Source organism: Streptomyces neyagawaensis, from assembly GCF_023516595.1.
GTDB classification, from domain to species: domain Bacteria; phylum Actinomycetota; class Actinomycetes; order Streptomycetales; family Streptomycetaceae; genus Streptomyces; species Streptomyces neyagawaensis.
The window spans coordinates 1-26,980 of sequence record NZ_JAMGBG010000025.1 but is presented as its reverse complement, the minus strand read 5'-3'; the positions used below and the strand labels follow the sequence as shown (position 1 = coordinate 26,980).

The window sequence follows — 26,980 nt, the reverse complement described above, 5'->3', positions numbered from 1 at the left end:
AGCCCTGTCCCGCCCGCACCAGCCGAGGACCCCCGCATGCTGCCCGACGAGCACCGCACGATCGACTTCTTCGCCGAGGACGCCCTCCCCGCGCCCCGCCTGACGCCGGCCGAGGCCGAGCACATCGCCGCCGCGCACCTCGGCCTCACCGCCCGCGCGCAGGCGCTGGGGAGCCAGCAGGACGCCAACTTCCTGCTGCACACCGGCGACGGGACACCCCTGGCGATCCTGAAGATCGCCAACCCCGCGTTCGGCGCGGTGGAGATCGACGCCGCCGACGCGGCCGCCGACCTGATCGCCTCGGCCTGCCCGGACCTGCGGATCGCCACGGTCCTGCGCCGCCCCGACGGCTCCCCACGCCGCACGACGGTGGACACCGACAGCGGTCCGGCCGTCGCGCGCCTGCTGCGCCATCTGCCCGGCGGCACGCTCTCGGGACCCCGGCACCTGTCTCCCGCCACCGTCGCCGGCATGGGCGCGCTCGCCGGGAAGGTCAGCAGCGCCCTGCGCGACTTCCGGCACCCCGGCCTCGACCGTGTGTTGCAGTGGGACCCGCGGCACGCCGATCGCGTCGTCGCCAAGCTCGCCGGGCACATCGCCGAACCCGACCGGCGCACCGCCGTCCGGGCCGCGACCGAGGAGGCCTGGGCCCAGGTCCGAAGGCTCGCCGACGCGCTGCCGTCGCAGGCCGTGCACATGGACCTCACCGACGACAATGTGATCCGCCGTCCCGACAGCCGTCCGCCCCTGCCCGACGGGGTCATCGACTTCGGTGACGTGACCACCAGTTGGGCGGTGGGCGAACTCGCCGTGGCCCTGTCCTCGATGCTCCACCACGACGGCACAGAGCCCCACCATGTCCTGCCGGCCGTCCGCGCCTTCCACGCCGTCCGGCCGCTCTCCGCCGAGGAGGCCGACGCGGTGTGGCCGATCGTGGTGCTGCGCGCCGCCGTCCTGGTGGTCAGCGGACGGCACCAGGCCGTCGTCGACGAGGACAACGCCTACGCCAAGGACGCGCTCGACCATGAGTGGCGCATCTTCGAACAGGCCACCAGCCTGCCCCTGCCGGTGATGAACCGCCTCGTCAGGGACGCGGCCGGCCTCGCCGACGCACCCGCCAGGACCACGCGCACCGACGCACCCGTACGCCCTCTCCTGCGGGACCTCGCCGCCGACGACATCGCCCTCCTCGACCTGTGCACCGACGCCGACTCCATGGACCACGGCGCCTGGACGGACGCCGGCACCGAGGACCGGCTGACGACCGCCGCCCTCGCGGACGGAGCAGCCGCCGTCGCCATCCCGTACGCCCGTCCGCGCCTCACCCGGACACCGGCGTTGTCGGCGCTGTCCCCGGCCACGGTGCCCACCGGGATGGACCTCCGGCTCGGCCGGGACACCGTCGTACAGGCGCCCGCCGCGGGGACGGTCCGCACCGCTGCGCCGGGTCACGTCGAACTCACCTACGGCGCACAGGTGCTGTCGCTGTCCTTCCCCCACGCGGACCGGCCCGTCGTCACCGCCGGTGCGACGGTGCGGGCGGGCGAGGACATCGCCCACCTCGGCTCCGGCACCCCGGTCCACATCGCGCTGCGCGACGCCGACGGCCCCGCCGCCCCGCGTCTGGTCCGCCCCGAGTACGCCTCCGGCTGGCTCGCGCTCACCGCCGACCCGGCCCCGCTCCTCGGCCTCCCGGCCGACCCCGGCCACACGGGCGAGGAGGACCTGCTCGACCGGCGTGACGCCGTGTTCGCCACCGTGCAGGAGCACTACTACGCCAACCCTCCCCGTATCGAGCGGGGTTGGCGCCATCATCTGCTGTCCACCGACGGCCGCTCCTACCTCGACATCGTCAACAACGTCACCCCGCTGGGCCACGCCCACCCCCGCGTCGAGCAGGCGGTCTCCCGGCAGTTGCGGCGGCTCAACACCAACTCGCGCTTCCACTACGCCTCCGTGGTGGAGTTCACCGAGCGCCTCGCCGCCCTCCTGCCCGACCCGCTGGACACGGTGTTCCTCGTCAACTCCGGCTCGGAAGCCGTGGATCTGGGTCTTCGGCTCGCGATCGGGGCCTCCGGACGGCACGACGTCGTCGCGCTGCGTGAGGCGTACCACGGCTGGACGTACGCCTCCGACGCGGTGTCCACCTCGCTCCAGGACAACCCCAACGCCCTGGCCAGCCGCCCGAGCTGGGTGCACACCGTGGACTCGCCGAACTCCTACCGCGGCCGCCGTCGCGGGCCGGACGCCGTGCGCTACGCACCCGAGGCCGTCGCGCTGCTCGACGAACTGGCCGCCGCGGGCCGCCCGGCGGGCGCGTTCGTCGGCGAGACCTTCTACGGCAACGCCGGGGGAGTCGCCCTGCCCGACGGCTATCTCGCCCAGGTGTACGCGGCGGTACGGCGCCACGGCGGCCTCGCCGTCGCCGACGAGGTCCAGGTCGGATACGGCCGTCTGGGGCACTGGTTCTGGGGCTTCGAGCAGCAGGGGGTCGTGCCCGACATCGTCTGTGTCGCCAAGGCGATGGGCAACGGGCACCCCCTCGGCGCCGTCATCACCTCCAGGGCGGTCGCGGACCGGTACCGCGACCAGGGCTACTTCTTCTCCTCCACCGGCGGCAGTCCCGTCTCCAGCGTCGTGGGCCTCACCGTCCTCGACACCCTGCGCGACGAGGACCTCCAGGGCAACGCGGTCCGGGTCGGCGGCCATCTGAAGAACCGACTGGAGGCGCTGGCCGACCGCTACGGCATCATCGGCGCCGTCCACGGCTCGGGCCTCTACCTCGGCCTCGAACTCGTCCGGGACCGCGAGCGCCTGGAACCCGCCACGGAGGAGACCGCCGAACTCTGCGACCGCATGCTCGACCTCGGCGTGGTCGTCCAGCCCACCGGCGACCACCTCAACATCCTCAAGATCAAACCACCGCTGTGCCTCGACACCACCGCGGCCGACTTCTTCGCCGACATGCTGGACGTGGCCCTCACCCAACTCGGCCACGCCGGCTGACTCCTGGCGGGGAGAGGACCCGGAGCGACGGCGGCGGCGACAACGGCGGCGGCAGGTACGTACGTGGAATACGTACTCCTACCGACGTGTCCCTGACAGCCGTGCCGTTTCCTGGGTGCATGACGACACCAGGCGTGCGGGCGAAGATGCCGAAGAGCGTGAGGCTGGCGACGGTGGGGGTGTGGGTCCAGGCCGTGCTGAACCTGGCCGCCGGAGCCCTGTTGCTGGCCGTGGTGAGCGACGCGGTGGACCACGGTCAGGACGAGGGGGTCGGGCTGATCCGGTTCGTGGCCGTGCTGTCGCTGCTGATCGCGGCGGCGCTCCTGCTGTGCGGCGTTCTCGTGGGCAAGCGGTCGAACGCGATCCGTGTCACGGTCGTCGTCGTCGAGGCGGTGAGCCTCGTCGGCGGTGTGCTGGGGCTGCTCCAGGGCGGCGTCTCGGCCCTCCCCGGTATCGTCTTCGCCCTCGCCGTGCTGCGGGGCTTCACTTCCGCGGAGGCCAGGAACTGGTTCGACCGGTGAGGCACCCGCACTCGTACGCCCCGGCCCCCTCCGAGGGGTCCCGGTGAGCACCGGCCTCTTCATCACATCAACAGGCCCTGGCACGACCATGGTTCGGCGGGGCCGTTCCACCTCGTCCTGAGGGAGTCCTATGCGTATACACACCGCGGCCGCGGTCCTTTCCAGCGCCGTCGTCCTCACCTCGCTCGTCCTTCCCGGGCCCGCCCAGGCGGCGGAGCACCCCGCCGCGGCGACGGATCTCGGGGCCTTCGCCTCGGGCGGCGGCCGGCCGGACGCGCTGGGCGGCACCACCTTCAAGGACGGCGTCGTCAACAAGGGCAAGGACATCGTCCTCGGCGTGAAGGGCAAGAAGGCCGTGCCCGTCACCTTCACCGCCTTCGACGAGGAGGGCGTGGCCGTCACCCAGGCGTTCCTGTGGCAGGGCACCGACAGTTCGAGCACCGACACCATCACCGGCGCCCTCGGGGCGGACGACAACCCCGTCTGCACGGAGACGCCGGTCCAGGACGGCTACAGCTACAGCTGCAGAACGGTCTTCACCATCGACCCGGCGGTCGCCTTCAAGGACGGCAACGGCACCGCCGGGACCTGGAAACTCTTCCTCGGCGCCTACGACCTCTACGCGAACGCCAGTTACGACGACGACGTCGCCAGGACCAGGATCAAGCGGGCCGCCGAGCTGACCGCCAACGCCTCCCCGGAGCCGGTGCGGCGGGGCAGGACCATCACGGTCACCGGCAGACTGACCCGCGCCGACTGGGCCACGGGCAGATACACGGGCTACGCGTCCCAGCCGGTGCAGTTGCAGTTCCGCAGGCAGGGCAGCAGCACCTACACCACCGTCAAGACGGTCAAGAGCGGGAGCGGTGGCGCCCTGAGGGCCACCACCCGGGCCGGCGCGGACGGCTCCTACCGCTTCGTCTTCGCCGGCACCACGACGACCGGCTCCGCGACGGCGCCCGGCGACCACATCGACGTCAGGTAGCCGGCCGAGCCCGGCCCGGACCGCGGTGGCCGGTGCGTACCGGGGCGCACCGGGCACCGCCCGGGACATCCGGCCGGCTCACTCCTGCTCCGTGCGGGCGTCCCCGAAACGGCTCCCCGAGCGGCGGCGGGCCATGAGCGCCGCCAGAGCCGTACGCGAGGAGACCCCCGTCTTGCGGAAGACGCGGGACACATGGGTCTCCACGGTGCGCCGGCTGACGTAGAGCCGGTCCGCGATGGCCCGGCTGGTGAGGCCCTGCGCCACCAGCTCGGCGATCTCCAGCTCCCGGGCGGTCAGGGTGGCCAGCAGCTCGGCGAGTTCGGCGCGGTCCGGGGAGCCGTACGGGGCCTCGGGGTCGCCGGGCGGACGGGTGGCGTCGGCGAGGCCGACCAGCAGGCCGCTGCCGCCGGCCTCGGCGAGCCGGCGCCCCCTCAGCCAGGACTGTCCACCGGCCCGGACCCGGCCCGCCGTCGCCTCCAGCGGGGCGCCGAGCAGCAGCGAATGGGCCTCCCAGAAGACCGCGCCGCAGCGGGCGCTCTCCGCCGCGGCTTCCGCGAACAGGTCCGCCGCGGCAGCCGTGTCCCCCTGCGCCAGCGGCAGATGGGCGGTGCTGCGCAGCGCCGACGCCCGCTGCATCGGCAGCCCCAGCTGTTCCGCCTCCTTCCGCGCCCGCTCGGCCCAGCCGCGGGCCTCCTCCGGCCTCCCCGTCACCAGCGCGGACGTCACCAGGATCTCCAGGTACAGCGGCCGCATCGAGGGCTGCATCCGCTGTAGTTCGGGGCCGCCCGCCCGGAGCATCGCCTCCCGCGCGCGCACCGGGTCGCCGGCCATCAGCGCGGCCCAGCCGAAGATGCACCAGGCCGTGGAGGCCCACCAGTCGACCCCGGTGCCGGCCGCGGACACCGCCTCCTCGGCGACGGCGAGCGGACGCGGATCGCCCGGCGGGCAGGCGGCGACGAGGGCCGCGGCCTTGCTCGCCAGGACGAACGCCAGCAACTGGTCGCTGCCGATGCCGCGGGCGATGTCCTCGGCCTGGTCCGCCAGTTCCAGCGCCGAGGAGATCCGGCAGGTCTGGACCCGGACATGGGACAGGCACAGCAGCAGATGGGGCACGACATAGAGCTGGCCGCTGCGGCGGGCGATGGCGAGGCCGCGCTCCGCGTGCCGCTCGGCGTCCGGGTAGTGCTCCAGGAACGCCTCCGCCCAGCCGAGCCGGGCCAGCGGTTCGCACAGCGCGGTGAGGTCGTTGTCCGGCAGGGAGTCCACCAGGGCGGCGGCCTGCCGGGCGAACCTGTGCGCCGCGCTCATGTTGCCCTCGTACGCCTCTCCCAGGGCGGCGACGGCGAGGACGCCCGCCTCCCCGATCTCGTCCCCCGTGGACCGGGCCGCGGCGAGCGCCGCGTCGACCTCGCCGCGCACCCGGGCGTACGAGGTGTCGCCGTGCTCGGGCGCGGCCGAGCCGAGCTCCAGGCCGAGCCTGACCACGTCGGCGGGCGCGGGGTCGCGGGCCAGCTCGCGGCGCAGCAGCGCGACGGCCTCGGTGCGGCGCCCCAGATGCCGCTCCACCAGCGCGCACAGGACGACCGCGCGCACCCGCAGCCCCCGGTCCTCACCGGTGGCCGGGGACGCGTCCGGTCGCCGTGGGGTGGCGATCAGCTCCTGGAGCAGGTCGCGGCTCTCGCGCAGACCGCCGCACGCGGCCAGGGCGCGGGCCCGCCGCAGCATCAACTCGCGCCGCCGAACCGCGTGTTCGGGGGTGTGGGGAAGGTGGCGGAGCGCCACATCGAGCCAGTGGGCGCAGCTCGCCGGGGCGGTCCGGGCGGTGCGTGCGGCGGCCTCGACGAGCACCGCCACCGCCTCCGGGTCCCAGGCGGTCAGGGACTGTTCCACATGGTGGGCCCGCTCGGCGGCGGAGGCGCCCGCGCGGGCCAGTTCCCGCGCGGCGAGCCCGTGGATCTCGACGCGCCTCAGATAGGGCGTGCTCTCGTGGACGAGGGTCCGCACCACCGGATGCCGCAGGGTCAGCAGGCCCTGCGGGCCGGAGCGCAGCAGGTCGCGGCGGGTGAGGGCGTGGACGTCGGCGGTGAAGGCGGTGCCGGAGCGGCCGGTCACCCGGCCGACCATCGCCGGGGTGGCGTGCTCGCCCAGGACCGCCACCGCCTCGACGATGCCGCGCCGGGCGGGGGAGAGCACGGTCAGTTCGTCCAGCAGCAGTGCGCCGAGCCCGGGTGGCGCGGAGGCCTCGGGCGCCGTACCCCCGCGGTGGGCCTGGAGGAGGGTCAGGAAGTAGAACGGGTTGCCCTCGCTCGCGGCGTGCAGCGCGGCCGTCTCGGCGGGCGGCAGGCCGGGGCCGGCCAGTTCGGCGCAGTCGCGTGCGCTCAGCGGACCCAGGGCGAGGCGGACGACCGTGCCGGTGTCGAGCTCCCGGGTGAGCCTGGCGGCGAGGGACTCGGGACTCTGGCGGTCGCGGCGCGTCACGGCCAGGACCACGGGGGCGTGCACAGGATGGCGTACGAGATGGTCCAGCAGCTCCAGGGACGCCGGGTCCGCCCAGTGCAGGTCGTCGAGGGCCAGCAGCAGCCCGGACGGGGCGGCGAGCCGGGCCAGCAGCGCGGCGGTGGAACGGTGCAGTGCGAACCGGTCGACGGCGCCGCCCCGCTGGAGGAGCGGCGCCACCGCGTCGGTCTCCTCGAAGCCGTCCAGGGCGTGCGGGTCGAGGTGGGCGAGCGCGTCGGTGAACACCTGGAACGGCACCTGCCGCTCGTACTCCGTGGCCCTGCCGCGCAGGACCGTCATGCCGCGCCGGTGGGCCCGTGCGCACACCTCGCCGAGCAGCCGGCTCTTGCCGATGCCGGCCTCACCGGTGATGTCGACGAGCCGGGAACGGCCGCCGTCACGCGGCTCCCCGCCTCCGGCCGCGCCACGGGACCCGCCGCCTCCCGCCGTCTCACGGGACCCGCCGCCCCGCACCCCGCCGCGCGCGCCGACCATCGCCCGGTCGAGCAGCGCGTCGAACCGGGCCAGTTCGACGGAGCGGCCCAGCAGCGGAGCCCCGCCACCGCCAACTACCGTGTCCGCTCCCACAGTTGCCCCCTGACTTCACATTACCCACACATGTCATTCTCTCCTGGTGATCGTCAGGCAACCCCGGAGGGCGACTAGCCCTCCTACCTGTCGAAGCGCCGGGATATTCGCAGAGGAGCGTCCGATGGCTCGTCAGTTGTCGCGCCGGAAGTTCGTCGTGTACTCGCTCGCGGCATCCACGCTGACCGTCGCCGCGCCGCTCGGCTGCGACGTGACGACGGCGGAAGGCGCCGAGGCCGCCGATTCCGCCCCCCGCCGCCCGTCCGACGTCCTGGTGACCGGTACTGATGAGGAGATGCTCGTCCTCGAGGTCACCAAGGCCAACAAGGTCGTCGTACGGCTGCCGCGCGTCGAGGTCGGCCAGGGCGTCACCACCGCCGTCGCCATGATGATCGCCGAGGAACTGGACGCCCGGCTCGCCGATGTCGACATCCCGCTCGCCGACGCCCGCACCAAGGGCAACCAGTTCACCGGCGGTTCCAGCTCGGTGAGTTCGCTGTACGGCCCGGCCCGCGAGCTGGCCGCCCTGGCGCGCGCCAAGCTGGTGACCGCGGCGGCCAGACGCTGGAGGCTTCCCGCGCGGACCCTGAAGACCCGGAACACGAAGGTGATCGCGCCGGACGGCCGCTCGGCCACCTTCGGGTCACTGACCGCGAGCGCCGCCCGGATCACCCGGCCGGCCGTGTCCAGCAAGCCCAAGCCGGCCTCCCGGCACCGGGTGATCGGGAAGGCGACGACCCGGATCGACGCCCGCGACATCGTCACCGGCAAGGCCGTGTACGCCGGTGACCTGGCGGTGGCCGGGGCGAAGCCGACCGTCGTGGCCCGGCCGCCGACCCTCGGCGGGAAGGCCGTCGCGGTCGACTCCCGGGCCGCGCGGGCCATGCCCGGCGTCCACGCGGTCGTCGAGATCGCCGGAGGGGTCGCCGTGGTCGCGGACTCCTTCCACCACGCCTTCACGGCGCGGGACGCCCTGAAGATCACCTGGGCCCCGGGCCCGCTGGCGCCGCTCTCCGACGCCGCGATCCGCTCACGGCTGCGGGCCGCCGTCCCCCGGCTCGGCACCCCGCCGCGCGGCTCCACCCAGACGGAGGCCGAGTTCGAGTTCGCCTTCGTCAGCCACGCCCCGATGGAGGTGCTGACCGCGGTGGCGGACGTCCGCGCCACCCGTGCCGAGATCTGGTTCTCCTCCCAGACGCCGATGTACGCGCGGGACAGCATCGCCTCGGCGGTCGGGCTGCCCGAGTCGAAGGTCAAGGTCCACGTCGTACGCGGTGGCGGCTCCTTCGGCCGGAGACTGAACCACGACGCCGCGATCGAGGCGGCCCTCATCTCGAAGGCGGCACGCCGACCGGTCAAACTGATGTGGAGCCGCGCCGACGACCTCCAGCACGGCAGGATGCGCCCGGCCAGCCACCACCGGATCCGGGCCAGCCACGCACGGGGCCGCGTGGTGGCGTTCACCCACGCGATGGCCTCGGTGACCGAGGCGTTCGAGGCGCGGGGGCCGTCCGCCCGGGGAACGGCCCAGGGACCCGGTCAGGGGTCCGGCCAAGGACCCGCACAGGGCCGGGTGACCCGGGCCGCCACCCGCGCCGCCGGCCCGCTGCCCAGCGACAGCGGGCTGTACAACTTCGGCCGGGTCTCCGGGGATTCGGGCTCGGTCGAACTGGCGATGCCCCTCGGTGCCTGGCGGTCGGTGGACTCCGGGACGATGCGCACCGCCGAGGAGATCGTCGTCGACGAGGTCGCGAGGAGCCTGGGCAAGGACCCGGTCGCCTTCCGGCGCGCCACCCTCAGGCACAAGGGCGTCAAAGCCGTGCTCGACAAGGTCGCGGACGCCGGTGACTGGGGCCGGGCCCTGCCGGACGGCCACGCGCAGGGCGTCGCCGTCCACGAGGAGTACGGCTCCCGCGTGGCGTGCCTCGTCGAGATCGACGCCGCCGACCCGAAGAACCCCCGGGTCACCAAGGTGGTGATGGCGGCCGACGTCGGAACGGCCGTCAACCCGCGCGGACTCGAGGCACAGCTCATGGGCGCGGCGATCGACGGCATCTCCACCGTCCTGCGGGCCGGCCTGCACATCGACCGGGGCGCCGTCCGCGAGAGCAGCTACGCCGACTTCGAGTACGCCCGCCAGCGGCACGCCCCGCTGCGGTTCGAGGCCCACATCATGCCCTCGCGGCGGGAACCGGGCGGGGCGGGCGAACTCGGCGTTCCCGCCGCGGCCGGCGCCGTCGCCAACGCCTACGCGCGGGCGACCGGCACCCGGCCCCGCCGTTTCCCCCTCAACTTCTGACCCGACTCCGAGAAGGTGCCGATGCCCTCCTACTCCTTCGTCCTCAACGGAAAACCGGTCACCGTCGAGGCCCCGGCCGACATGCCGCTGCTGTGGGTCCTGCGGGACATGCTGGACGTCACCGGCCCCAAGTACGGCTGCGGCGTCGGCGTCTGCCGCGCCTGTACGAGCCACCTGGACGGCGCGGACATCCAGCCCTGTGTCGTCCCGGTCGCGGACTGCGCGGGCCGTGCGGTCACCACGATCGAGGGGCTGGCCGACGGTGACGAGCTGCACCCGGTGCAGCAGGCGTGGCTCGACCGGGACGTCGCACAGTGCGGCTTCTGCCAGCCGGGCCAGATCATGGCCGCGGCGGCGCTGCTGAAGAAGACGTCCCACCCGACGGACGCGGACATCGACCGCATCGAGAACGTCTGCCGCTGCGGCACGTACTGCAGGATCCGCGAGGCGATCAAGAAGGCCGCGGCGCAGGGCTGACGGCTCACCCGGGCTGCCTCCCGGACGCGCGTCACCCGGGCTGCCCCCGGACGCGCGTGGAGGCCCCCGCTCGCGAAGGTGTTTCCGCAGGTCGCGGGCCGGGGCGAAGGCGATCACGGGGGCTCAGCCCTGGTCGCCGGAACTCTTCTCCAGCTCCTGCGCCGCCTCGACCAGCGCCTGGGCGCCCTCCAGGTCGTCGCCGAAATCCACGGTCAGCGCGCAGTCGGCGCCCGGCTCCCAGAGCATGGCGACCTCGTGCTCCCTGCTCCGGACACCGCTGACGAGGGTCGCCACGTCCTGATCACTGATGTCGTGCAGCCCCAGTCTGACCGTGCAGTCGATCTCCTTGCTCAGCCGCATGGCGCCTCCAGATCGTCGACCCCTGCGGCCAGTCTGCGCCTCACTCGAATGCCGCGCACATGGAGCGGCCCCGTCACCCCGCGTCACACGCGCCGCCCTCTCCCGCGCCGCCGGGCCGGGCCCCCGAGGCCCCCGCGCTCAAGGCCCGCTTAAGAACCGCTCGGCAGGCTCGGTCCGGCCACCGGCAGTGGTGGTGGGCCCGGTTCCGGGACGGGGCGCGGGTCCGTAGCGGCGATCTCGTACCACCGCGAGCGCCGCGCGACGGGCGATTCAGTGAATGGAGACACCATGGCCACGGTTGTGAGCACCGCCGTGGGCGAGCGGACCGGACCGCTGGACCGGCTGCGCGCCCTCCACGCCGAAGGACGCCTCGCCGACGCGTACGACGAGGTGCCCGGTCTGCTGTCCGAGCTGGCCGCGGCGGGGGACCCCGCCGGACCGCCCGCCCCGGACCTGGCGCGGGCCGGGCAGCTGCTCTCCCGGCTGGACCGGGAGGAGGTGCTGCGCGAGCACCCCGGCACCGAGACGATCACCGTCGCCGTCACCGGCGGCTCCACACTGAGCGGGCTCACCGCCCCGCTGACCGCCGAACTCGCCCGGCACGGCCTGCTGGGCAGGCTGACCGAGGGCGACTACGGCGCATGGCGGCGCGACCTCCACGACATCTCCAGCGACGTGTACGCCGCCGACCTCGCCCTGTGCGTCCTGGACGCCGAGATCGTCTTCGCCGAACTGCCGCACCCCTGGTCGGTGGAGGACGTCCAGCGCGTCCTCTCCGGGAAGCTCTCCCTGATCGGCTCGCTCGCGGAACGCTACGTCACCCGCGGCGCCGGCACCCTGGTGCTCAACACCGTGCCCCTGCTCCGCACCCAGCTGCGCCGCCTGGTCGACGCCCGCTCCAGGGCCCGGCTCGGCGTGATCTGGCGGGAGTTCAACGCGGGGCTGCTCCGGCTCGCCGCCGTGCACGACCGCGTCCATGTCGTGGACCTCGACCCGCTGATCGCCTCCAGTGGCCCTGTCAACGAGCCCCGGCTCGCCGCCTACGCCAAGGTGCAGTTCGGCGAGGAACTCCTCGCCGGCTACGCCCGCGAGGTCGGCCACCTGGCCCGGGTGCTGCGCGGCCGCACCAAGAAGGTGCTGGTCGTCGACCTGGACAACACCCTGTGGGACGGCATCCTCGGCGACGACGGCCCCGACGGCATCGCCGCCGCCACCACATACCGGGGCGAGGCGTTCGGCCGGTTCCAGAAGGCCGTCGGACAGATCGGCGCCCAGGGCGTGCTGCTCGCGGTGTGCAGCAAGAACGACATCGAGCCCGTCCGCGGTGTGCTGCGCGACCACCCCGACATGGCCCTGCGGGAGAGCGACTTCGTCCAGGTCACCGCCAACTGGGAACCCAAGGACCGGAACCTGCTGGAGATCGCCCAGCGGCTCAACCTCGGCGTGGACAGCTTCGTCTTCGCCGACGACTCCCCGTTCGAGTGCGGGCTGGTGGCTCGCAGCCTGCCCGGTGTCGCCGTGGTCCGGCTCGACGAGGAGCCCGCCCTGCACATCGAACGGCTGCTCGCCGACGGCTGGTTCGACGTGCGGGAGCTGACCGCCGAGGACCGCGCCCGCGCGACCCAGTACCGCACCGAGGTGGCCCGCCAGGACCTCCTGGAGAGCGCCGACTCCATGGAGGAGTACCTCGCCGAACTGGGGGTCGAGGTCTCCTTCTCGCCCGTACGGGACCACGAGATCGCCCGCGTCTCCCAGGTGACGCTGCGCACCAACCAGTTCAACCTCACGACCGAGCGGCTCCAGCAGGCCGACGTACGGGCCCTTCACGAGTCCGCCGACGGGCTGGTGCTGGCCATCCGCTCCGCGGACCGGTTCGGGGACAACGGCCTCGTCGGCGCGGTCCTGGTGAGCGGCGCCGAGGCGGCGGGCGAGTGGCACATCGACAACATGCTGCTGAGCTGCCGGGTGTTCGCCCGCGGTATCGAGCAGGCCTGCCTGGCCGCCCTGCTGCACGAGGCCCGGGCCCGAGGAGCGGGCGCCGTGCACGCCCGCTACCGTCCGACGGCCAAGAACCACCGGGTGCGCGACCTGTACCCGTCGATGGGCTTCGCCGAGACGGGTGAGGACGCGGACGGCACCGTGTCGTTCCGGCACGACCTGTCCGAGGAGAACCTGCCGACGCCGCCGGCGCACGTCCGGCTGAGCGCGGACATCGCCCGGCGATCGTCCTGAGGCGGGACGACATGGCGGTCCCGCCCGGCAAGTGGGGGTCTCCGCGCCGCGTCTGGCGGGGCGTCGTCACATTCTTCGTGGACGGTTTCGGCGCGCTCGCCGTCATCTTCGGCATGGTGCCGCCGGCCCACGTCGAGCAGGCCAAACAGTGGTGGCTCGGCGACCCGGACCCCGGGGCGCGGAGCGGCGCGCTGCCGCTCGACGAGCCGCCGCCCGCCCATCCCGAGCGCCTGGTCGCCGATGTGCCGCTCTCCCCGCGTGAACGGGAGCTGTGGGCACAACTGGAGGGCCACGGCCGGGTGGAGGACGGCCCCGGCCGACGGGAGTGACGTCGGCCGCAAGAGGGGCTTTAGAGACGGACCCGACGATCGGCACGACAGGTCGGGCGGACCAGGGGGTCCGGCCGGCCGCCCGGTCCACCCGGTGCGGCCGGCCCGGCCGGTTCAGCCGGTTTCAACGCGATACGAGTCGCTTCGAGGCGAGGGGAAAGACGGTGGCGGAATTCGGTTCATTCGCGGAGCTCGTGCTGACGCGGTCGGACGAACAGGGAGACAGGGACGCGTTCCTCTTCCTCGCGGACGGCGTACGGGGCAAGGAGCCCGAGCGACTGCCGTACCGGAGCCTGGACCGCGCGGCCAAGGACATCGCGTCCTGGCTGCAGGAACGGGGCCTTGCGGGACGACAGGTCCTGCTGCTGTACCCCTCGGGCCTGGACTTCGTGAAGGCGTTCGTGGGCTGCCTCTACGCCGGCGCCGTCGCGGTGCCCGCGCCCCTGCCCTCCGAGCAGGGCCAGCACTTCCGCCGGGTCTCGGGGATCGTCCGCGACGCCCGCGTCGGCGCCGTGCTGACCCTCGCCGAGCACGCCCCCGAGGTGGAGGCGTGGCTGGCGGCCGAGGGCTTCTCCGACGTGGTGTGCCTGCCCACCGACCAGGGCACGGTCGGTGACGCGGACGCCTGGCGCGACCCGCGGCTGAGCCCCGAGCACCTGGCCTTCCTTCAGTACACCTCGGGTTCCACCAGCGCCCCCAAGGGCGTGATGGTCTCGCACGGCAACCTGCTCGCCAACGAGGCGGCCATCGCCCGCTCCACGGGCAACACCCCCGACACGATGATCGGCGGCTGGCTGCCCTTCTACCACGACATGGGCCTCATCGGGCACATCCTCCAGCCGCTGTGGCTGGGCACCACGAGCGTGCTCATCCCCCCGGTGTCGTTCCTGCGCAAGCCCGCCCGCTGGCTCGAACTGGTCAGCGAGTACGGCGTGAACGCGAGCGGCGGCCCCAACTTCGCGTACGACCTGTGCGTCCGCCGAGTCACCGACGCGCAGCTGGAGGGCCTGGACCTGTCGACGTGGCGCACCGCCTGCAACGGCGCCGAACCCGTGCGCGCCGAGACGCTCCAGGCGTTCACCGAGCGCTTCGGGCCCCACGGGTTCCGCGCGGAGACCATGTTCCCCTGCTACGGCATGGCCGAGACGACCCTGCTGGTGACCGGCACCCCCAAGACGCGGGGCGCGCTGCTGCGCGAGGTCGACGCGGCCGGCCTGGAGCAGGGCACCCTCGCCGGACCGTTCCTGGGCGCCCCGCGCCGCACCCTGGTCAGCAGCGGGGTCGCGCTGGCCGAGGACTTCGAGGTGCGGATCGTCGACCCCGAGACGCTCGCCGAGCAGCCCGAGGGCCGGGTCGGGGAGATCTGGGTGCGCGGCGCCAGCGTGGCCTCCGGCTACTGGGAGCGGCCGGAGGTCAACGCGGAGATCTTCGGCGCCCGGATCGCCGGCCAGGAGGAGCTGGGCGCCTGGCTGCGCACCGGCGACATGGGCGTCATGGGCGGCGGCGGTGAGCTGTTCGTGACGGGCCGGCTGAAGGAGATGGTCCTCATCAACGGCCGCAACATCTACCCGTACGACGTGGAGAGCGCGGTCCGCGGCCTCAACCCGGCGATCGGCGCCGGGGCCGTCTTCGCCGTCGACACCGGCGGCCAGGAGCACCTCGTGGTGATCCACGAGATCCGGGCCGCCGCCGCGGGCGACGACCTCAAGAGCATCGCCACCGACATCCAGCGGCACATCGGCATGGAGTTCGCCGTACCGGCCGGCAATGTGCTGCTGGTCCGCCCCGGCACCGTCCGCAGGACCACCAGCGGCAAGATCCAGCGGACCCTGATGCGCAAGCTGTTCCTCCAGGGCGCCGTCACCGCGCTGCACTCCGTGCTCGACCCCTCGGTGCGCACACTCGTCGAAAACGCCGCAACGGCCGCGTCCGCCGCGGCGGGCACCCCGGCCGCCGACCCGGCCATGGCACCGGTGGGCTGAACCATGGACCATCCTCCCTACCGCGTCGCACAGGAACTGGAGTCGCTGCTCGGCGACCCCGACGACCCCGCCACGCCCTTCTCCCACGCCCGCTGCCTGGAACTGGACGAGAACGAGGAGTTCCCGTCCGACATCTGCCGGGTGCTGGAGGGCTGGGGCCTCCAGGAGTTCTACATCCCGGCCGAGCACGGCGGCAGGCTCACCGACTACGAGACCGTCATGCAGGTCATGCGGGTCGTGGCCCGCCGCGACATGACCGTCGCCGTCGGCCACGGCAAGACGTATCTGGGCGGGGTCTGCGTCTGGATCTCCGGCACCCCCGAGCAGGCCCGCGCCCTCGCCGAGGACATCCGGGCGGGCGTCCCCGTCTCGCTGGCCCTCACCGAGCGCGCCCACGGCAGCGACCTGCTCGCCGGGGACGTGCGGGGCGAGGCCGACGAAGCGGGCGGCTGGCGGATCAGCGGCGAGAAATGGCTGATCAACAACGCCACCCGCGGCAGCCTCCTCTCCGTGCTCACCCGCACCTCCGAGGACGGCGGGCCGCGCGGCTTCACCGTGCTGCTCGTCGACAAGCGGCCGATGACGCCGGGAGAGCACTACCGCTGCGTCGACAAGATCCACACGCATGGCATCCGGGGCGCCGACATCAGCGGCATCGCCTTCGACGGCGCCCCGGTGCCGGCGGACGCGGCGGTCGGCGGGGAGGGCGGCGGCGTCGAGACCGTGCTCAAGGCGCTCCAGCTCACCCGCACCATGTGCGCCTCGCTGTCCCTGGGCTCGGCCGACCACGCGCTGAACATCGCCCTGGACTTCGCCGAGCGGCGCGAACTGTTCGGGCGGCGCCTCGTCGACCTGCCGCAGGCACGGCATGTGCTCGCCTCGGCCGCCGCGGACGTCCTCGCCGGGGAGGCGCTGGCCACGGTCGCCGCCCGCTCCGTGCACACCGTCCCCGACGAGCTGAGCGTGGCCGCCGCCGTCACCAAGTACCTGGTGCCCACCGGCACCGAGGGAGTGATCGCCGAGCTGACCCGGCTGCTCGGGGCGCGGGCCTTCCTCAAGGACGTCCACGCCCTCGGGATGTTCCAGAAGGTCGACCGCGACCACCGCATCGTCGGCCTCTTCGACGGCAACACCCTGGTCAACCTCAACTCCCTGGTCAACCAGTTCCGTTCGCTGTCCCGCGGCTGGGTGCGCGGCACCGGCGACACGGCCGGCGCCGGCCGTGCCTTCGACCTGGCGGAGCCCCTGCCCCCGCTCGCCCCGGAGCGGCTGTCCCTGGTGGCCCGGCGCGGCAGCGGCATCATGGCCACCCTGCCCGCGTCGGTGGCGGCGCTGCGCGCCGAGGCCGGCGGCCGGCCCGAACTCAAGGGCGCGCTCGGGGCCGCGGAGCGGCTGCTCGCGGTGACCGGCCGGGTCCACGAGGCGATGGACGCCCACCGCGCCGTGGTCTCCGACGTGCCGCCCGCCGCCTTCGACGTGGCCCGGCAGTACAGCCTGTGCCTGGCCGGCGCCGCCTGCCTCGGCCTGTGGACGCACAACCACCGGGCGGCGCAGGCCGGGAGCACCGGGCCGTTGTGGCGGGACGGGGTGTGGCTGTGGCCCGTCCTCGACCGGCTGCTGGCGCGGCTGGGCGAGCCCGACGCGGGCGACCTCGACGCCTACCCCCCGCTGCTGGAGCGGCTGCGCGCCGTACGGGAGGCGGGCGAGCTGTTCTCCCTGTTCCCGTTCGCGCTGCACGGGCCCGCCGACCGGCCGGCCGGGTCACCCGGCGACGCCGCCCCGCTCACCCACGCATCCGGCGCACCCGGCGGTCCGCCGGCCGCCGCGGCGCACGCACACACCGACACCCGGGTCGCCGTCGGCGGTACCCGGACATCCGAGGGGACGTCATGCTGAGTGATCCCGCGGTCCAGGGGCTGCACGGGACGGCAGCCCCGAACGGCACCGCCCTTACCGACCCGGCCGCGCACCAGGAACGGGAGAACGAGGTCCGGGCCCGGATCGCCGACCTGGAGAGCCGCTTCGGGGACCCCCAGGACCCCGCCAACCCGCTGGGCGCCGCCGGACTGCTGGCCGCCGACGAGGCCGGGGAACTGCCCGCCGCCGGTGAGCGGCTCCTCGACGACCTGGTCCTCAACGCCGAGTTCGTGCCCACCGACCTCGGTGGGCGCCTCGACCGCCTCGACACGCTCGTCCGCGTGATGCGGCAGGTGTTCCGCCGCGACGTGGCGCTCGGCCTCGGCTACGGCATCACGTCGTTCATGGCCGCCGTCAACGTGTGGACCGCCGGCAACGAGGAGCAGCGCCGCCGGACGGCCGAGCTGCTGCTCGGCGGCTCCAAGGTCTCGGTCGCCTACCACGAGCTGCCGCACGGCAACGACTTCGTGCGCAACGAGTTCCGCGCCGACCCCGTGCCCGGCGGTTTCCGTCTCAACGGCCGCAAGGAGGTCATCAACAACGCCGACCGGGCCGACGCCTACGCCCTGTTCAGCCGCACCGACGACAGCCCCGGCAGCCGCAGCCACTCCGTGCTGCTCGTCGAACGGGATCAGCTCGACACGGAGCGCTTCGCGGTCCTGCCCCGGTACTCCGCGGTCGGCGTGCGTGGCTGCCGGCTGTCCGGGCTGGACTTCACCGACTGCCCGGTGCCGGACAGCACCCTCGTCGGCGCCCGCGGCCAGGGCGTGGAACTGGCGCTGCGTTCCTTCCAGATCACCCGCAGCGCCATCCCCAGCATGGCCGTCGGCGCCCTCGACACGAGTCTGCGCACGGTCGTGCGGTTCGCCCTCGGACGCCAGCTGTACCGGCGTTCGGTGATGGAGATACCGCACGCCTCCGCCACCCTCACCGGCGCCTTCCTCGACCTGCTGATCTGCGACAGCATGGCGACGGTCGGCACCCGGGCGGTGCATCTGCTGCCCGACGAGACGAGCGTGTACGCGGCCGCGGTGAAGTACCTGGTGCCCAAGATGCTCACCGACACCATGTACGACCTGTCGATCGTGCTCGGGGCGCGGTTCTACGTCAGGGAGGGCGAGTTCGGCCTCTTCCAGAAGCACGTCCGCGACCTGCCGGTGCTCAGCCTCGGCCACGCCGGCTCGGCGGCCTGCCAGGCCACGATCATCCCGCAGCTGTCCCGGCTGGCCCGGCGCGCCTGGTTCTCCGGGGACGAGGCCCCGCAGAGCCTGTTCCGCCCCCGCGAGTCACTGCCCGGCATCCCCTTCGACCGGCTCGCCCTCGCCAGCGGCCGGGACAGCCTCAGCGCCTCCCTCGTCGCCGCCGCCGACGACCTGCCGAGCGGCTCCCCCGAGGAACTCGCCGTCCAGGCCCTCGTCATGCGGCTCATCGACCAGCTGCGCCAGATCCAGGAGGACAGCCTGAACCTGTCCCCGCAGGACCGCACCGCCCTCGCCAGCCCCGCCAGCTTCGCGCTCGCCGACCGCTACGCGGTGTTCCTCGCGGCGGCGTCCGTCCTGGGCGTCTGGCGCGGGGCACAGGGCGGCGACGACCCCTTCCTGGCCGACCCGGCCTGGGTGGCCGCCGCACTGCACCGGCTGGCACGACGGCTCGGGCAGCGCCCCGCCGACCTGCCGCCCGGCTGCGAGGCACGGGTGCACGAAGAAGTGCTCCGGCGCTTCCACGAACGCCGCAGCTACGACCTCTACGACACCCCGCTGGCCGGCTGACCGCCGGCCGACCGGACCTGACGCGCCTTCACGAGGAGTTACACCATGTCTGTTCCCGCGACCGACCGCACCGCGAACAACGAGCACACCGCACACACCGTCGAGTCGCTGAGCAGCTGGCTCGCCGACCGGATCGCCCTGTACCTCAAGCGGACGCCGTCCGAGATCTCCCCGACCGTGCCGCTGGCCGAGTACGGGCTGGACTCGGTGGCCGCGCTGAGCCTGTGCGGTGACATCGAGGAGGACTTCGACCTCGTCCTCGAGCCCACCGTGGCCTGGGACTACCCGACCGTCGAGGCGCTGGCCGGGCACCTGGTGGAGGAGCTCGGGGAGATGGGGGGAGAGAATCGATGAGGCCCGTCGCCATAGTCGGCATCGACTGCCGATTCCCGGGGGCGCCCGACACGGCCGCCTACTGGGACATGCTGATGCGCTCCGGGGACGGGGTGGACAAGGTGCCCAAGCAGCGCTGGGACGCCCGTGACTTCCACTCCCGCTCCGGTGCCGAAGGACACTCCAACACCACCGAGGGCGGCTTCATCTCCGACCCGGACGCCTTCGACAACGAGTTCTTCACCGTCTCCCCGCGCGAGGCGGCCGCCATGGACCCGCAGCAGCGGCTGCTGCTCCAGTGCGCCTGGCGTGCCGTCGAGGACGCCGGGGTCGCCCCGCAGAAGCTCGCCGGCACCGACACCGGTGTCTTCGTCGGCATCATGGGCAACGAGTGGGCCCACCTGCACATGACCGACTACGCCAAGGTCACCGCCCAGCTCGGCTCCGGCAACGGCTACTGCATGACCGCCAACCGGATCTCGTACCACCTCGACCTCAAGGGCCCCAGCCTCGCGGTCGACACCGCCTGCTCCTCCTCCCTCGTCGCCGTCCACCTGGCGTGCAACGCCCTGCTGGCGGGGGAGTGCGACACCGCCATCGCCGCCGGGGTCAATGTGGCGCTCACCCCGGCGCTCGGCATCTTCTACACCCAGGCCGGACTGTCCGCGCCCGACGGCCGGTGCAAGCCCTTCAGCGCCGACGCCGACGGCATCGGCCGGGGCGAGGGCGTCGGCGCGGTGGTGCTGCGCCGGCTGGAGGACGCGATCGCCGACGGCCAGCCGGTGTACGCGGTGATCCGCGGCACCGCCGTCAACCAGGACGGCCGCAGCAACGGCATCACCGCCCCCAACCGCTGGTCGCAGCAGGAGGTGCTGGCCGCCGCCTACCGCCGCGCCGGCGTCGACCCCTCCGACGTCACCTTCACCGAGGCCCACGGCACCGGCACCGTCCTCGGCGACATGATCGAGATCAAGGCGCTCGGCCATCTGCACTCCGGCCGCTCCGGGCGCCCGCTGGCCCTCGGCTCCGTCAAGGGCAACATCGGGCACACCGAAGGGGCCGCGGGCATCGCCGGCCTCATCAAGGTCGCCCTGTCGCTGCACCACAAGACGGTCCCCGCCAGCCGGTTCGCCGCCAAGGAGAACCCCGCCCTGAAACTCGCCAAGCAGGGCATACGGCTCCTCAAGGCGCCGCTGCGGCTGCGCTCCGGGCCGGCGATCGGCGGCCTCAGCAGCTTCGGCATGGGCGGCACCAACGCCCACGCCGTCCTGGAGTCCGCACCGCCGTACGCCGCCCGCCCCGAGGAGCGGGACCCGGAGTCCGGGCGCACCGGCCGGACCACCGGCGCCTCGGGCCTCGGCGCCGGCGTCTTCACCCTGACCGCCCCCTCCACGGCCGCGCTCCGCCGCAACCTGCTCGTCCAGGCCGACGCCCTGGAACGGCGCCGGGTCCCGGCCGGCCCGCTGTGCTGGAGCAGCAACCGGACCAAGACCGGGCACCGCTACCGCTTCGCGCTGCCCGCCAAGGACACCGGTGAACTCGCCGCGACCCTGCGCGAGGCCGCCGGCGACGACGACCTGCTGGCCCGGCTCGTCGGCAACGCCACGGGCAAGCCCCAGGTGGGACTGCTGTTCACCGGCCAGGGCTCCCAGTACCCGGGCATGACGGCGCGGCTGTACCTCCAGTCGCCGCTGTACCGGCGGTTCCTCAACGAGGCCGACGAGGCGCTCGCCCCGCACCTCGGCGGCTCGGTGCGCGACCTGCTGCTCTCCGGCGACGAGGCCGTGCACCGCACCGGCTGGACCCAGCCCGCCCTGTTCGCCGTCGAGTACGCCCTGGCGGCGAGCCTGACCGAACTCGGGGTGCCGCCGGCGCTGCTGCTCGGCCACAGCGTCGGCGAGTACGCCGCCGCCGTCCTCGCCGAGGTCTTCCCGCTGGAACAGGCCGCGCGGCTGATCGCCGCCCGCGGCGCCCTGATGGAGCGGCTGCCCGAGGGCGGCGGCATGCTCTCCGTACGGGCACCGCTCTCGGAGCTGACCGAACTCGTCGACGCGGAGCCCCTGGTCGGCGTGGGCGCGGTCAACGGCCCCCGGGCCACCGTCCTCTCCGGGGACCTGGCGGCGCTGGAACGCATCGACGACACCCTCGGACGACGGGGCGTCAGGACCCGCCGCCTGGAGGTCTCGCACGCCTTCCACTCCCCGCTGATGGAACCCATGCTCGACGCGTTCGCCGCGATCGCGGACGAGACGGGCGGCGGCGTTCCCAAGCTCCCGGTGTACTCCACCGTGCGCGGGCGGCTCCTGGAGGCCGAGCCGATGGACGCCAAGTACTGGACCGAGCACATCAGCGCCCCCGTGCTGTTCGGTGACGCGATGAACCGGCTGCTGGAGGCGGGCCCCACCCACCTGGTGGAGGTCGGCCCCCGCCCGGTGCTCAGCGGCATGGCGCGCGCCCTGCGCTCCGCCGCCGGAGCCGGCGTGCACACCGTGGCCCCCGTCTCCGGGGACGAGGCCGACGGCAGCACCTTCGCCGAGGCGCTGGCCGAACTCTTCCGCAGCGGCCTCGACCCCCGGTGGGACGCCGTCTACCCGCAGGAGGAGCGGCAGCCGCAGCGGCTCGCCCCGTACGCCTTCTCCGACGCCCACCGGTTCTGGACCCGCACCACCGTACGGGCCGCCCCGGCGGACCTCAGCGTCGTCCCCGACCACGCGGACACCGCCCAGCCGCACCCGCGGGACGAGACGGCCGCGCACGGGCACGGCGCCGTGCTCACCGCCGTGCTGCCCTCCGCCGCGGAGGACACGGCGGTGGACCCGGTGACCCGCGCCGTCATCGAGGCCGTCGCCGAGGTCGGCGGCTACGCCACGGACGAGGTGTCGCGGCTGTCCCTGCTCTACGAGGACCTCGGCTTCGACTCGGTGATGATCATGGAGTTGAAGGACCGGCTCCAGGAACGCCTCGACGGGCTGGAGACGATCAGCGTGCAGGACCTGCTCCCGCGGCTGTCCTCGGTCGGAGACCTCGTCGACTACCTCCAGGACCGCGCCGGCTCGGCCGTCGCCTAGGCACCTGGGCGCCCGCGCGGCGGGGCAGGCCGCGCGCCGCGCGCGGCCGGGCGCTTCCCGCTCTCGTCACGGACTTCAAGGAAGGACCGCTCGCATGCAGTCGGAACACTCACCTCAGCACGGCTCCGCACCGCCCGGCCCCGTCTCCTACCTCGCCTCGGTCGGCACCGCGCTGCCGGGCGACCCGGTCGACAACGCGGCGCTGGCGAGGACACTCGGCGTCAACGAAGAGTGGATCGACGTGTTCATCGGCACCCGGACCCGGCACTTCGCCCGCGACCTGGAGACCGGCGAGGTCCGCTGGTCGCTCGCCGACCTGTGCGCCCGCGCCGCCGAGCAGGCACTCACCGCCTCCGGACTCGCCCCGCACGAGATCGACTTCGTGGTCATGGGCACCGCGACCCCCGACCACCTCATGCCCGCCACCGTCAACCACGTCGTCGACCAGCTGGGCCTCGACCAGATCCCCACCTACCAGCTCCAGTCCGGCTGCGCGGGCGCCGTCCAGGCCCTGCAACTCGGCCACACCCTCGTCACCGGCGGCGGCCACAAGGCGGGGCTGGTCATCGGCGGAGACGTCTGCAGCAAGCACCTCGATCTCGACCGGGACCTGTCCTCGGCCGCCCCCAGCGACCTCGTCAACTACGTCCTCTTCGGCGACGGGGCGGGCGCCGCCGTGGTCACCTCCACCCCGCGCGGGGAGCGCCTCGCCCTGCGTACCGTCCTCAACCGGTTCACCGGCCTCGGCCGGGAACCCGGCCAGGTCATCGACTGGTTCGGGCTCGCCGACCGCTACGAGGACCGGCAGGCCGTACGGGAGGACTACAAGGCCATCGAGGAGTCCGTCCCGACCATGGCCGTGGAGATCCTCTGGGAACTCCTGGAGGAACTCGACTGGACCCCCGAGGATGTGGACTTCCTGCTGCCGCCGCAGCTGTCCGGCCGGATGACCCGGCGGATCACGGACGGACTCGGACTGCCCGACGCCGTCGAGGTGTCCTGCGTCGCCGACACCGGCAACAACGGCAACGCCCTGCCCTTCCTCCAACTGGAGGGGCTCCTCGGCAAGATCGGCCAGGGGCAGCGCGCGCTGGCGGTCGCCGTCGAGTCCAGCAAATGGATCAAGTCCGGTTTCGCGCTCGAGAAGATCTGACATCCGCACACACCCGCCCCTGGGAGGGCCGTACAGAATGCACACCATCGACGATTTCGTCCGCCTCGTCAGGGACGAGCTCGGCATGCCGCTGGAGGAGCACCAGGTCTCCGCCGACCTGGACCAGCTGCCCGAATGGGACTCGCTGTACCTCCTGAAACTGGTCACCGCGCTGGAACAGGCCACCGGCCGGAGCCTGCCCGTGGGCCGACTGCTGGAGGCCCGCAGCCTCGGCGAGATCTACCAGCTGGCGGCCCGGACATGACCGCCGCCGGGGCCGGCGGGAACCCGCCGGCCCCCGCCCGGGCGCACCCCGAGCGCCGACGGCGGCACACCCTGTACTTCCTGGAGCACGCCGCCCGGCAGCGGCCCGTCCACCTCGACACCGACATCGACATGACCCGGATCCAGGCCCACCGCGGGGCCGCGCGGGCGGCCGGCCGCCGCTACTCCGTCGTCACCTATCTGCTGCACGCCACCGGCCGGGTGCTGCACCGCCACCCGGAGGCCAACGCGGCCCTCGCCCCCGCCCGTCTGTTCGGGCTGCGCGGACCGCGCACCGTCCGGTTCAGCGGGGTCACCGCCAAGCTGGCGCTGGACCGCACCGTGGACGGCGAACGGACCGTGCTGTCCGCGCTGCTGCCCGACCTGGAGAGCGCCGACCTCGACGAGATCCAGGCACGCGTCGACCGCTACCGGGGACCCGGCACCGAGCGGATGCCCGAGTTCCGCGGGGTCCGGATGCTCGGCCGGCTGCCCGTGCCGCTCGGCCGGCTGGCCTTCGCCGCCGCGACCCGCGACCCGGCCAGACGGCCGGGCGTCCTCGGCACCGTCGCGGTCAGCTCGCTGGGCCACCGCCCCGTCGACGGATTCCACTCCAGCGGGGGCACCGCCATCACCCTGTGCGCGGGACGCGTCGTCGAGCGGCCCGTCGTCAAGGACGGGCGGCTCGCCATCGCCCCGGTGATGCGGCTCGGACTCACCTTCGACCACCGGGTCGTCGACGGCGCGGCCGCCGCCGACGTACTCGGGGATCTCAAGCAGGAATTGGAGGGCTTCGATGACGCGGAGGAGGACGGCACCCAGCCCATCGCTCGGGGAGCCGGTGCGGATCTCCGGCCGTGACGGAGCCTGGGACCAGGTACGCGCCGACCTGGAGGAGCACGAGGTCGCGGTGTTGCACGCCCGGCTCGCCGACTGGCGGCCGGACCGGGCGGGCGCCCCGCGACTGCGTGCCCTGCTGGGCCGGGACTGGGACCGCTACCTGGAGATGACACACCCGGACGTGCGGACCCGGTTCGCCGCGTCCCGGGTGCTGCTGAAGTTCGCCGCCTCGGTGGCGCTGCGGGTGCCCCCGCAGGCCGTCGAACTCGGGTACGGCCCCACCGGCCGGCCCTATCTGCGCGGCTACGACGCGGTGGACATCAGCCTCAGCCACACCGAGGACCTGCTGCTCATCGGGCTCACCACGAAAGGGCTGATCGGGGTGGACGCGGAGCGGGCCGACCGCCCGCTCTACACGCGCGGGCTGCACCGCCACGTCTGCACGCCGCACGAGCTGACCGTCCTCGAACGGCTCCCGGCGCAGCGGCGGGGCGCCGCGCTCGTACGGATGTGGACCCTCAAGGAGGCATACAGCAAGGCGATCGGGCAGGGGCTGCGGTTCCGCTTCACCGACTTCGGTTTCAGCCGCGACGGCCGGCCCGCCAGGGTCCTCGCTCCCGACGGCGCGCCGGGCACCGGTGTCGAATGGCAGTTCCGCACCTTCTCCGTCGACGACGGCTACGTGGTGAGCGTCGCGGTCAGCGACGCCGGCTTCGGCGGCACCCGGGACACCGCCGCCCGCACCATGCTCGACCCGCGGGTCGTCGCCGCCGTGGCCGAGGCCCTGGGCGACGACGCCGAGTCCGACGACCCGGCCGGGGAAGGGGACGACCTCCTGGACTGGTGAGGGACCACGGCGACGCGCTGGTGCGAAGAGGACGCCTCTTCGCACCAGCGCGCCGCCGTGTGCCGTGCGCGCCCGCGCGGCACCGCACGGCACACCACGCACGGCACACCATGTGTGGCACATCGCGCACGGCACTCCACGCGCGGCGCTTAGCGGGGCGCAACCCGTGCGCCAGCAGGGCTTAAGGGACGGCGGCCAGGATCTCTCCGGGCGGGCCACCCGGCCGGGGGACATCCCCCGCTCCCGACCGGGCAGGCCCGCCGCCGTACGACCGGACAGCCCCGCCCGCCGCCGGTACGACCAGGAAGGCCCCGAGCCCTCCGGCCGCATCCCCCGGGCATCGGACCCGCATCCCGGAGGAGACGGAGAACAGCGATGGACCATCTCGCGGAACTCAAGGAGTTCGCGCGGCTGCACGCCCGCGGCCAGGGCATCGGTGACCGCCAGGTCGCGGCCGTCCTGCCGAGGATCACCAACGACGAGCCGGGACACCCCGCGTCGTGGGCCCGGGTGTGGACCGGCGAGGCCGACCGGCTGGCCGTCGCCGGCCGCCCCCTCGACGCCTGCCGGCACTACGCCCTCGCCCGTTTCCCCTACCACGGCGACGACGTCCGGCGCCGGGCCCAGGACAACTGCGTCCGCACCTTCGACGACTGGCGGCGCCGGCGTGGCGTCGAACGCCTGGTCCTCGACCACCCCGACGGCACGGTCGCCTGCTGGGCGAGCGGACTCGACTCCCGCCGCCGACGGCCGCTGCTGCTGGTCATGGGCGGCATCGTCAGCGTCAAGGAGCAGTGGGCACCCCTGCTGCCCCGGCTCGCCCGCCTCGGCTGGGCGGCCGTGGTCGCCGAGATGCCCGGCGTCGGCGAGAACACCCTGCGCTACCACGCGGACTCCTGGCGGCTGCTGCCGTTCCTGATGGACGAACTCGCCGGCCGCGCCCGGGTGACCGACACCTCCGTCCTCGGCCTCAGCTTCAGCGGCCACCTGGCGCTGCGCGCGGCGGCCGAGGACCCGCGCATCCGCTCCGTCCACACCGTCGGCGCCCCCGTCGCCGGGTTCTTCGACGACCCCGACTGGTGGCCCCGGGTCCCCGGGATCACCGTCGCCACGCTGCGCCGGCTCACCGGCGCCCCCGACGACGACGCCCTGCGCGCGCTGCTCGCCGGCTTCCCGCTCGGCCCGGACGTCCTGGGCGCGGTCGACATCCCCGTCGGATACGTCGTCAGCTCGCGGGACGAGATCATTCCGCCCACCGAGCGGCAGCTGCTCGGCGCCACACTGCCCCGGGTGCGCTTCAAGGAGTTCGACGACGTCCACGGCTCCCCGGCGCACCTGGGCGCCATGCGGAAGTGGCTGATCGCGTCCCTGCTGCGGGCCCGCGTCACCCACCGGCTCGGCGGATCCCGCGCCCTGCCCGCCGGCGGAGCGGGGCGGCGACCGGGGGCGCCCGGTGGCGCGCCCGGCCTGTCCCGTGCGGTCGGCGCCGAGGCGCCCGGCGCGCCCGGCGCCCC

Annotated in this window: 19 protein-coding genes; 17 read left to right on the top strand and 2 right to left on the bottom strand. The window is 73.8% G+C overall.

Annotated features, from left to right (window positions below):
- Nucleotides 1-36 precede the first annotated feature (36 nt).
- From M8J73_RS12785 to M8J73_RS12775, 3 genes are all read left to right on the top strand, one after another.
- Complete coding sequence (locus M8J73_RS12785; protein WP_055542039.1) at nt 37-3,006, top strand: aminotransferase; 2,970 nt, start codon at nt 37-39, stop codon at nt 3,004-3,006.
- Nucleotides 3,007-3,125: 119 nt separating this feature from the next.
- Nucleotides 3,126-3,527 carry a hypothetical protein gene (locus M8J73_RS12780; protein WP_240501677.1) on the top strand — a complete coding sequence of 134 codons (402 nt, stop codon included), beginning with the start codon at nt 3,126-3,128 and terminating at the stop codon, nt 3,525-3,527.
- 130 nt (nt 3,528-3,657) lie between these two features.
- The gene (locus tag M8J73_RS12775) at nt 3,658-4,512 is read left to right on the top strand and encodes a hypothetical protein (protein ID WP_055542040.1); all 855 of its coding nucleotides are present in this window, start codon (nt 3,658-3,660) and stop codon (nt 4,510-4,512) included.
- A gap of 78 nt (nt 4,513-4,590) precedes the next feature.
- Here the strand turns inward: M8J73_RS12775 and M8J73_RS12770 are convergent, their stop codons facing one another.
- Nucleotides 4,591-7,557, bottom strand: coding sequence for a helix-turn-helix transcriptional regulator (locus M8J73_RS12770; protein ID WP_249828666.1), 2,967 nt, complete (start codon nt 7,555-7,557; stop codon nt 4,591-4,593).
- Between the two features lie 163 nt (nt 7,558-7,720).
- Here M8J73_RS12770 and M8J73_RS12765 point away from each other — a divergent pair, with 163 nt between their 5' ends.
- Both M8J73_RS12765 and M8J73_RS12760 read left to right on the top strand, forming a co-directional pair.
- Nucleotides 7,721-9,895 carry a xanthine dehydrogenase family protein molybdopterin-binding subunit gene (locus M8J73_RS12765; RefSeq protein ID WP_055540280.1) on the top strand — a complete coding sequence of 725 codons (2,175 nt, stop codon included), beginning with the start codon at nt 7,721-7,723 and terminating at the stop codon, nt 9,893-9,895.
- 21 nt (nt 9,896-9,916) lie between these two features.
- Complete coding sequence (locus M8J73_RS12760; RefSeq protein ID WP_055540279.1) at nt 9,917-10,372, top strand: (2Fe-2S)-binding protein; 456 nt, start codon at nt 9,917-9,919, stop codon at nt 10,370-10,372.
- 123 nt (nt 10,373-10,495) lie between these two features.
- On the opposite strand, the gene M8J73_RS12755 is transcribed toward M8J73_RS12760, so the two are convergent.
- Nucleotides 10,496-10,732, bottom strand: a complete 237-nt coding sequence (locus M8J73_RS12755) for a hypothetical protein (RefSeq protein WP_055540278.1) — start codon at nt 10,730-10,732, stop codon at nt 10,496-10,498.
- Between the two features lie 288 nt (nt 10,733-11,020).
- Here M8J73_RS12755 and M8J73_RS12750 point away from each other — a divergent pair, with 288 nt between their 5' ends.
- From M8J73_RS12750 to M8J73_RS12695, 12 genes are all read left to right on the top strand, one after another.
- Nucleotides 11,021-12,964, top strand: a complete 1,944-nt coding sequence (locus M8J73_RS12750; RefSeq protein ID WP_055540277.1) for an HAD-IIIC family phosphatase — start codon at nt 11,021-11,023, stop codon at nt 12,962-12,964.
- 11 nt (nt 12,965-12,975) lie between these two features.
- Nucleotides 12,976-13,293: a DUF6059 family protein gene (locus M8J73_RS12745; protein WP_055540276.1), complete on the top strand. Its 318-nt coding sequence runs from the start codon at nt 12,976-12,978 to the stop codon at nt 13,291-13,293.
- A 164-nt stretch (nt 13,294-13,457) separates the two neighbouring features.
- Nucleotides 13,458-15,275, top strand: a complete 1,818-nt coding sequence (locus M8J73_RS12740; RefSeq protein WP_055540275.1) for a fatty acyl-AMP ligase — start codon at nt 13,458-13,460, stop codon at nt 15,273-15,275.
- Nucleotides 15,276-15,278: 3 nt separating this feature from the next.
- Nucleotides 15,279-17,171 carry an acyl-CoA dehydrogenase family protein gene (locus M8J73_RS12735; RefSeq protein ID WP_249828617.1) on the top strand — a complete coding sequence of 631 codons (1,893 nt, stop codon included), beginning with the start codon at nt 15,279-15,281 and terminating at the stop codon, nt 17,169-17,171.
- Nucleotides 17,165-18,961 (top strand): acyl-CoA dehydrogenase family protein, encoded by a 1,797-nt coding sequence (locus M8J73_RS12730; RefSeq protein WP_249828616.1) that lies wholly within the window; start codon nt 17,165-17,167, stop codon nt 18,959-18,961. Before M8J73_RS12735 ends, M8J73_RS12730 begins: the two co-directional genes overlap by 7 nt.
- Nucleotides 18,962-19,006: 45 nt before the next feature.
- Nucleotides 19,007-19,315, top strand: coding sequence for an acyl carrier protein (locus tag M8J73_RS12725; protein WP_055511768.1), 309 nt, complete (start codon nt 19,007-19,009; stop codon nt 19,313-19,315).
- Nucleotides 19,312-22,362 (top strand): type I polyketide synthase, encoded by a 3,051-nt coding sequence (locus tag M8J73_RS12720; RefSeq protein ID WP_055541801.1) that lies wholly within the window; start codon nt 19,312-19,314, stop codon nt 22,360-22,362. Before M8J73_RS12725 ends, M8J73_RS12720 begins: the two co-directional genes overlap by 4 nt.
- A 94-nt stretch (nt 22,363-22,456) precedes the next feature.
- Entirely contained in the window at nt 22,457-23,515 is a 1,059-nt protein-coding gene (locus M8J73_RS12715; RefSeq protein WP_055541800.1) for a 3-oxoacyl-ACP synthase III family protein, read from the top strand.
- A 37-nt stretch (nt 23,516-23,552) separates the two neighbouring features.
- On the top strand, nt 23,553-23,780 hold the full coding sequence (locus tag M8J73_RS12710; RefSeq protein ID WP_055541799.1) for an acyl carrier protein: 228 nt from the start codon (nt 23,553-23,555) through the stop codon (nt 23,778-23,780).
- Nucleotides 23,777-24,640 carry a 2-oxo acid dehydrogenase subunit E2 gene (locus M8J73_RS12705; RefSeq protein WP_055541798.1) on the top strand — a complete coding sequence of 288 codons (864 nt, stop codon included), beginning with the start codon at nt 23,777-23,779 and terminating at the stop codon, nt 24,638-24,640. Before M8J73_RS12710 ends, M8J73_RS12705 begins: the two co-directional genes overlap by 4 nt.
- Nucleotides 24,621-25,466, top strand: a complete 846-nt coding sequence (locus M8J73_RS12700; RefSeq protein ID WP_055541797.1) for a 4'-phosphopantetheinyl transferase family protein — start codon at nt 24,621-24,623, stop codon at nt 25,464-25,466. Before M8J73_RS12705 ends, M8J73_RS12700 begins: the two co-directional genes overlap by 20 nt.
- 375 nt (nt 25,467-25,841) lie before the next feature.
- Nucleotides 25,842-26,980: alpha/beta fold hydrolase (locus M8J73_RS12695; RefSeq protein WP_249828615.1), on the top strand; the 1,139-nt coding region annotated here is incomplete at its 3' end.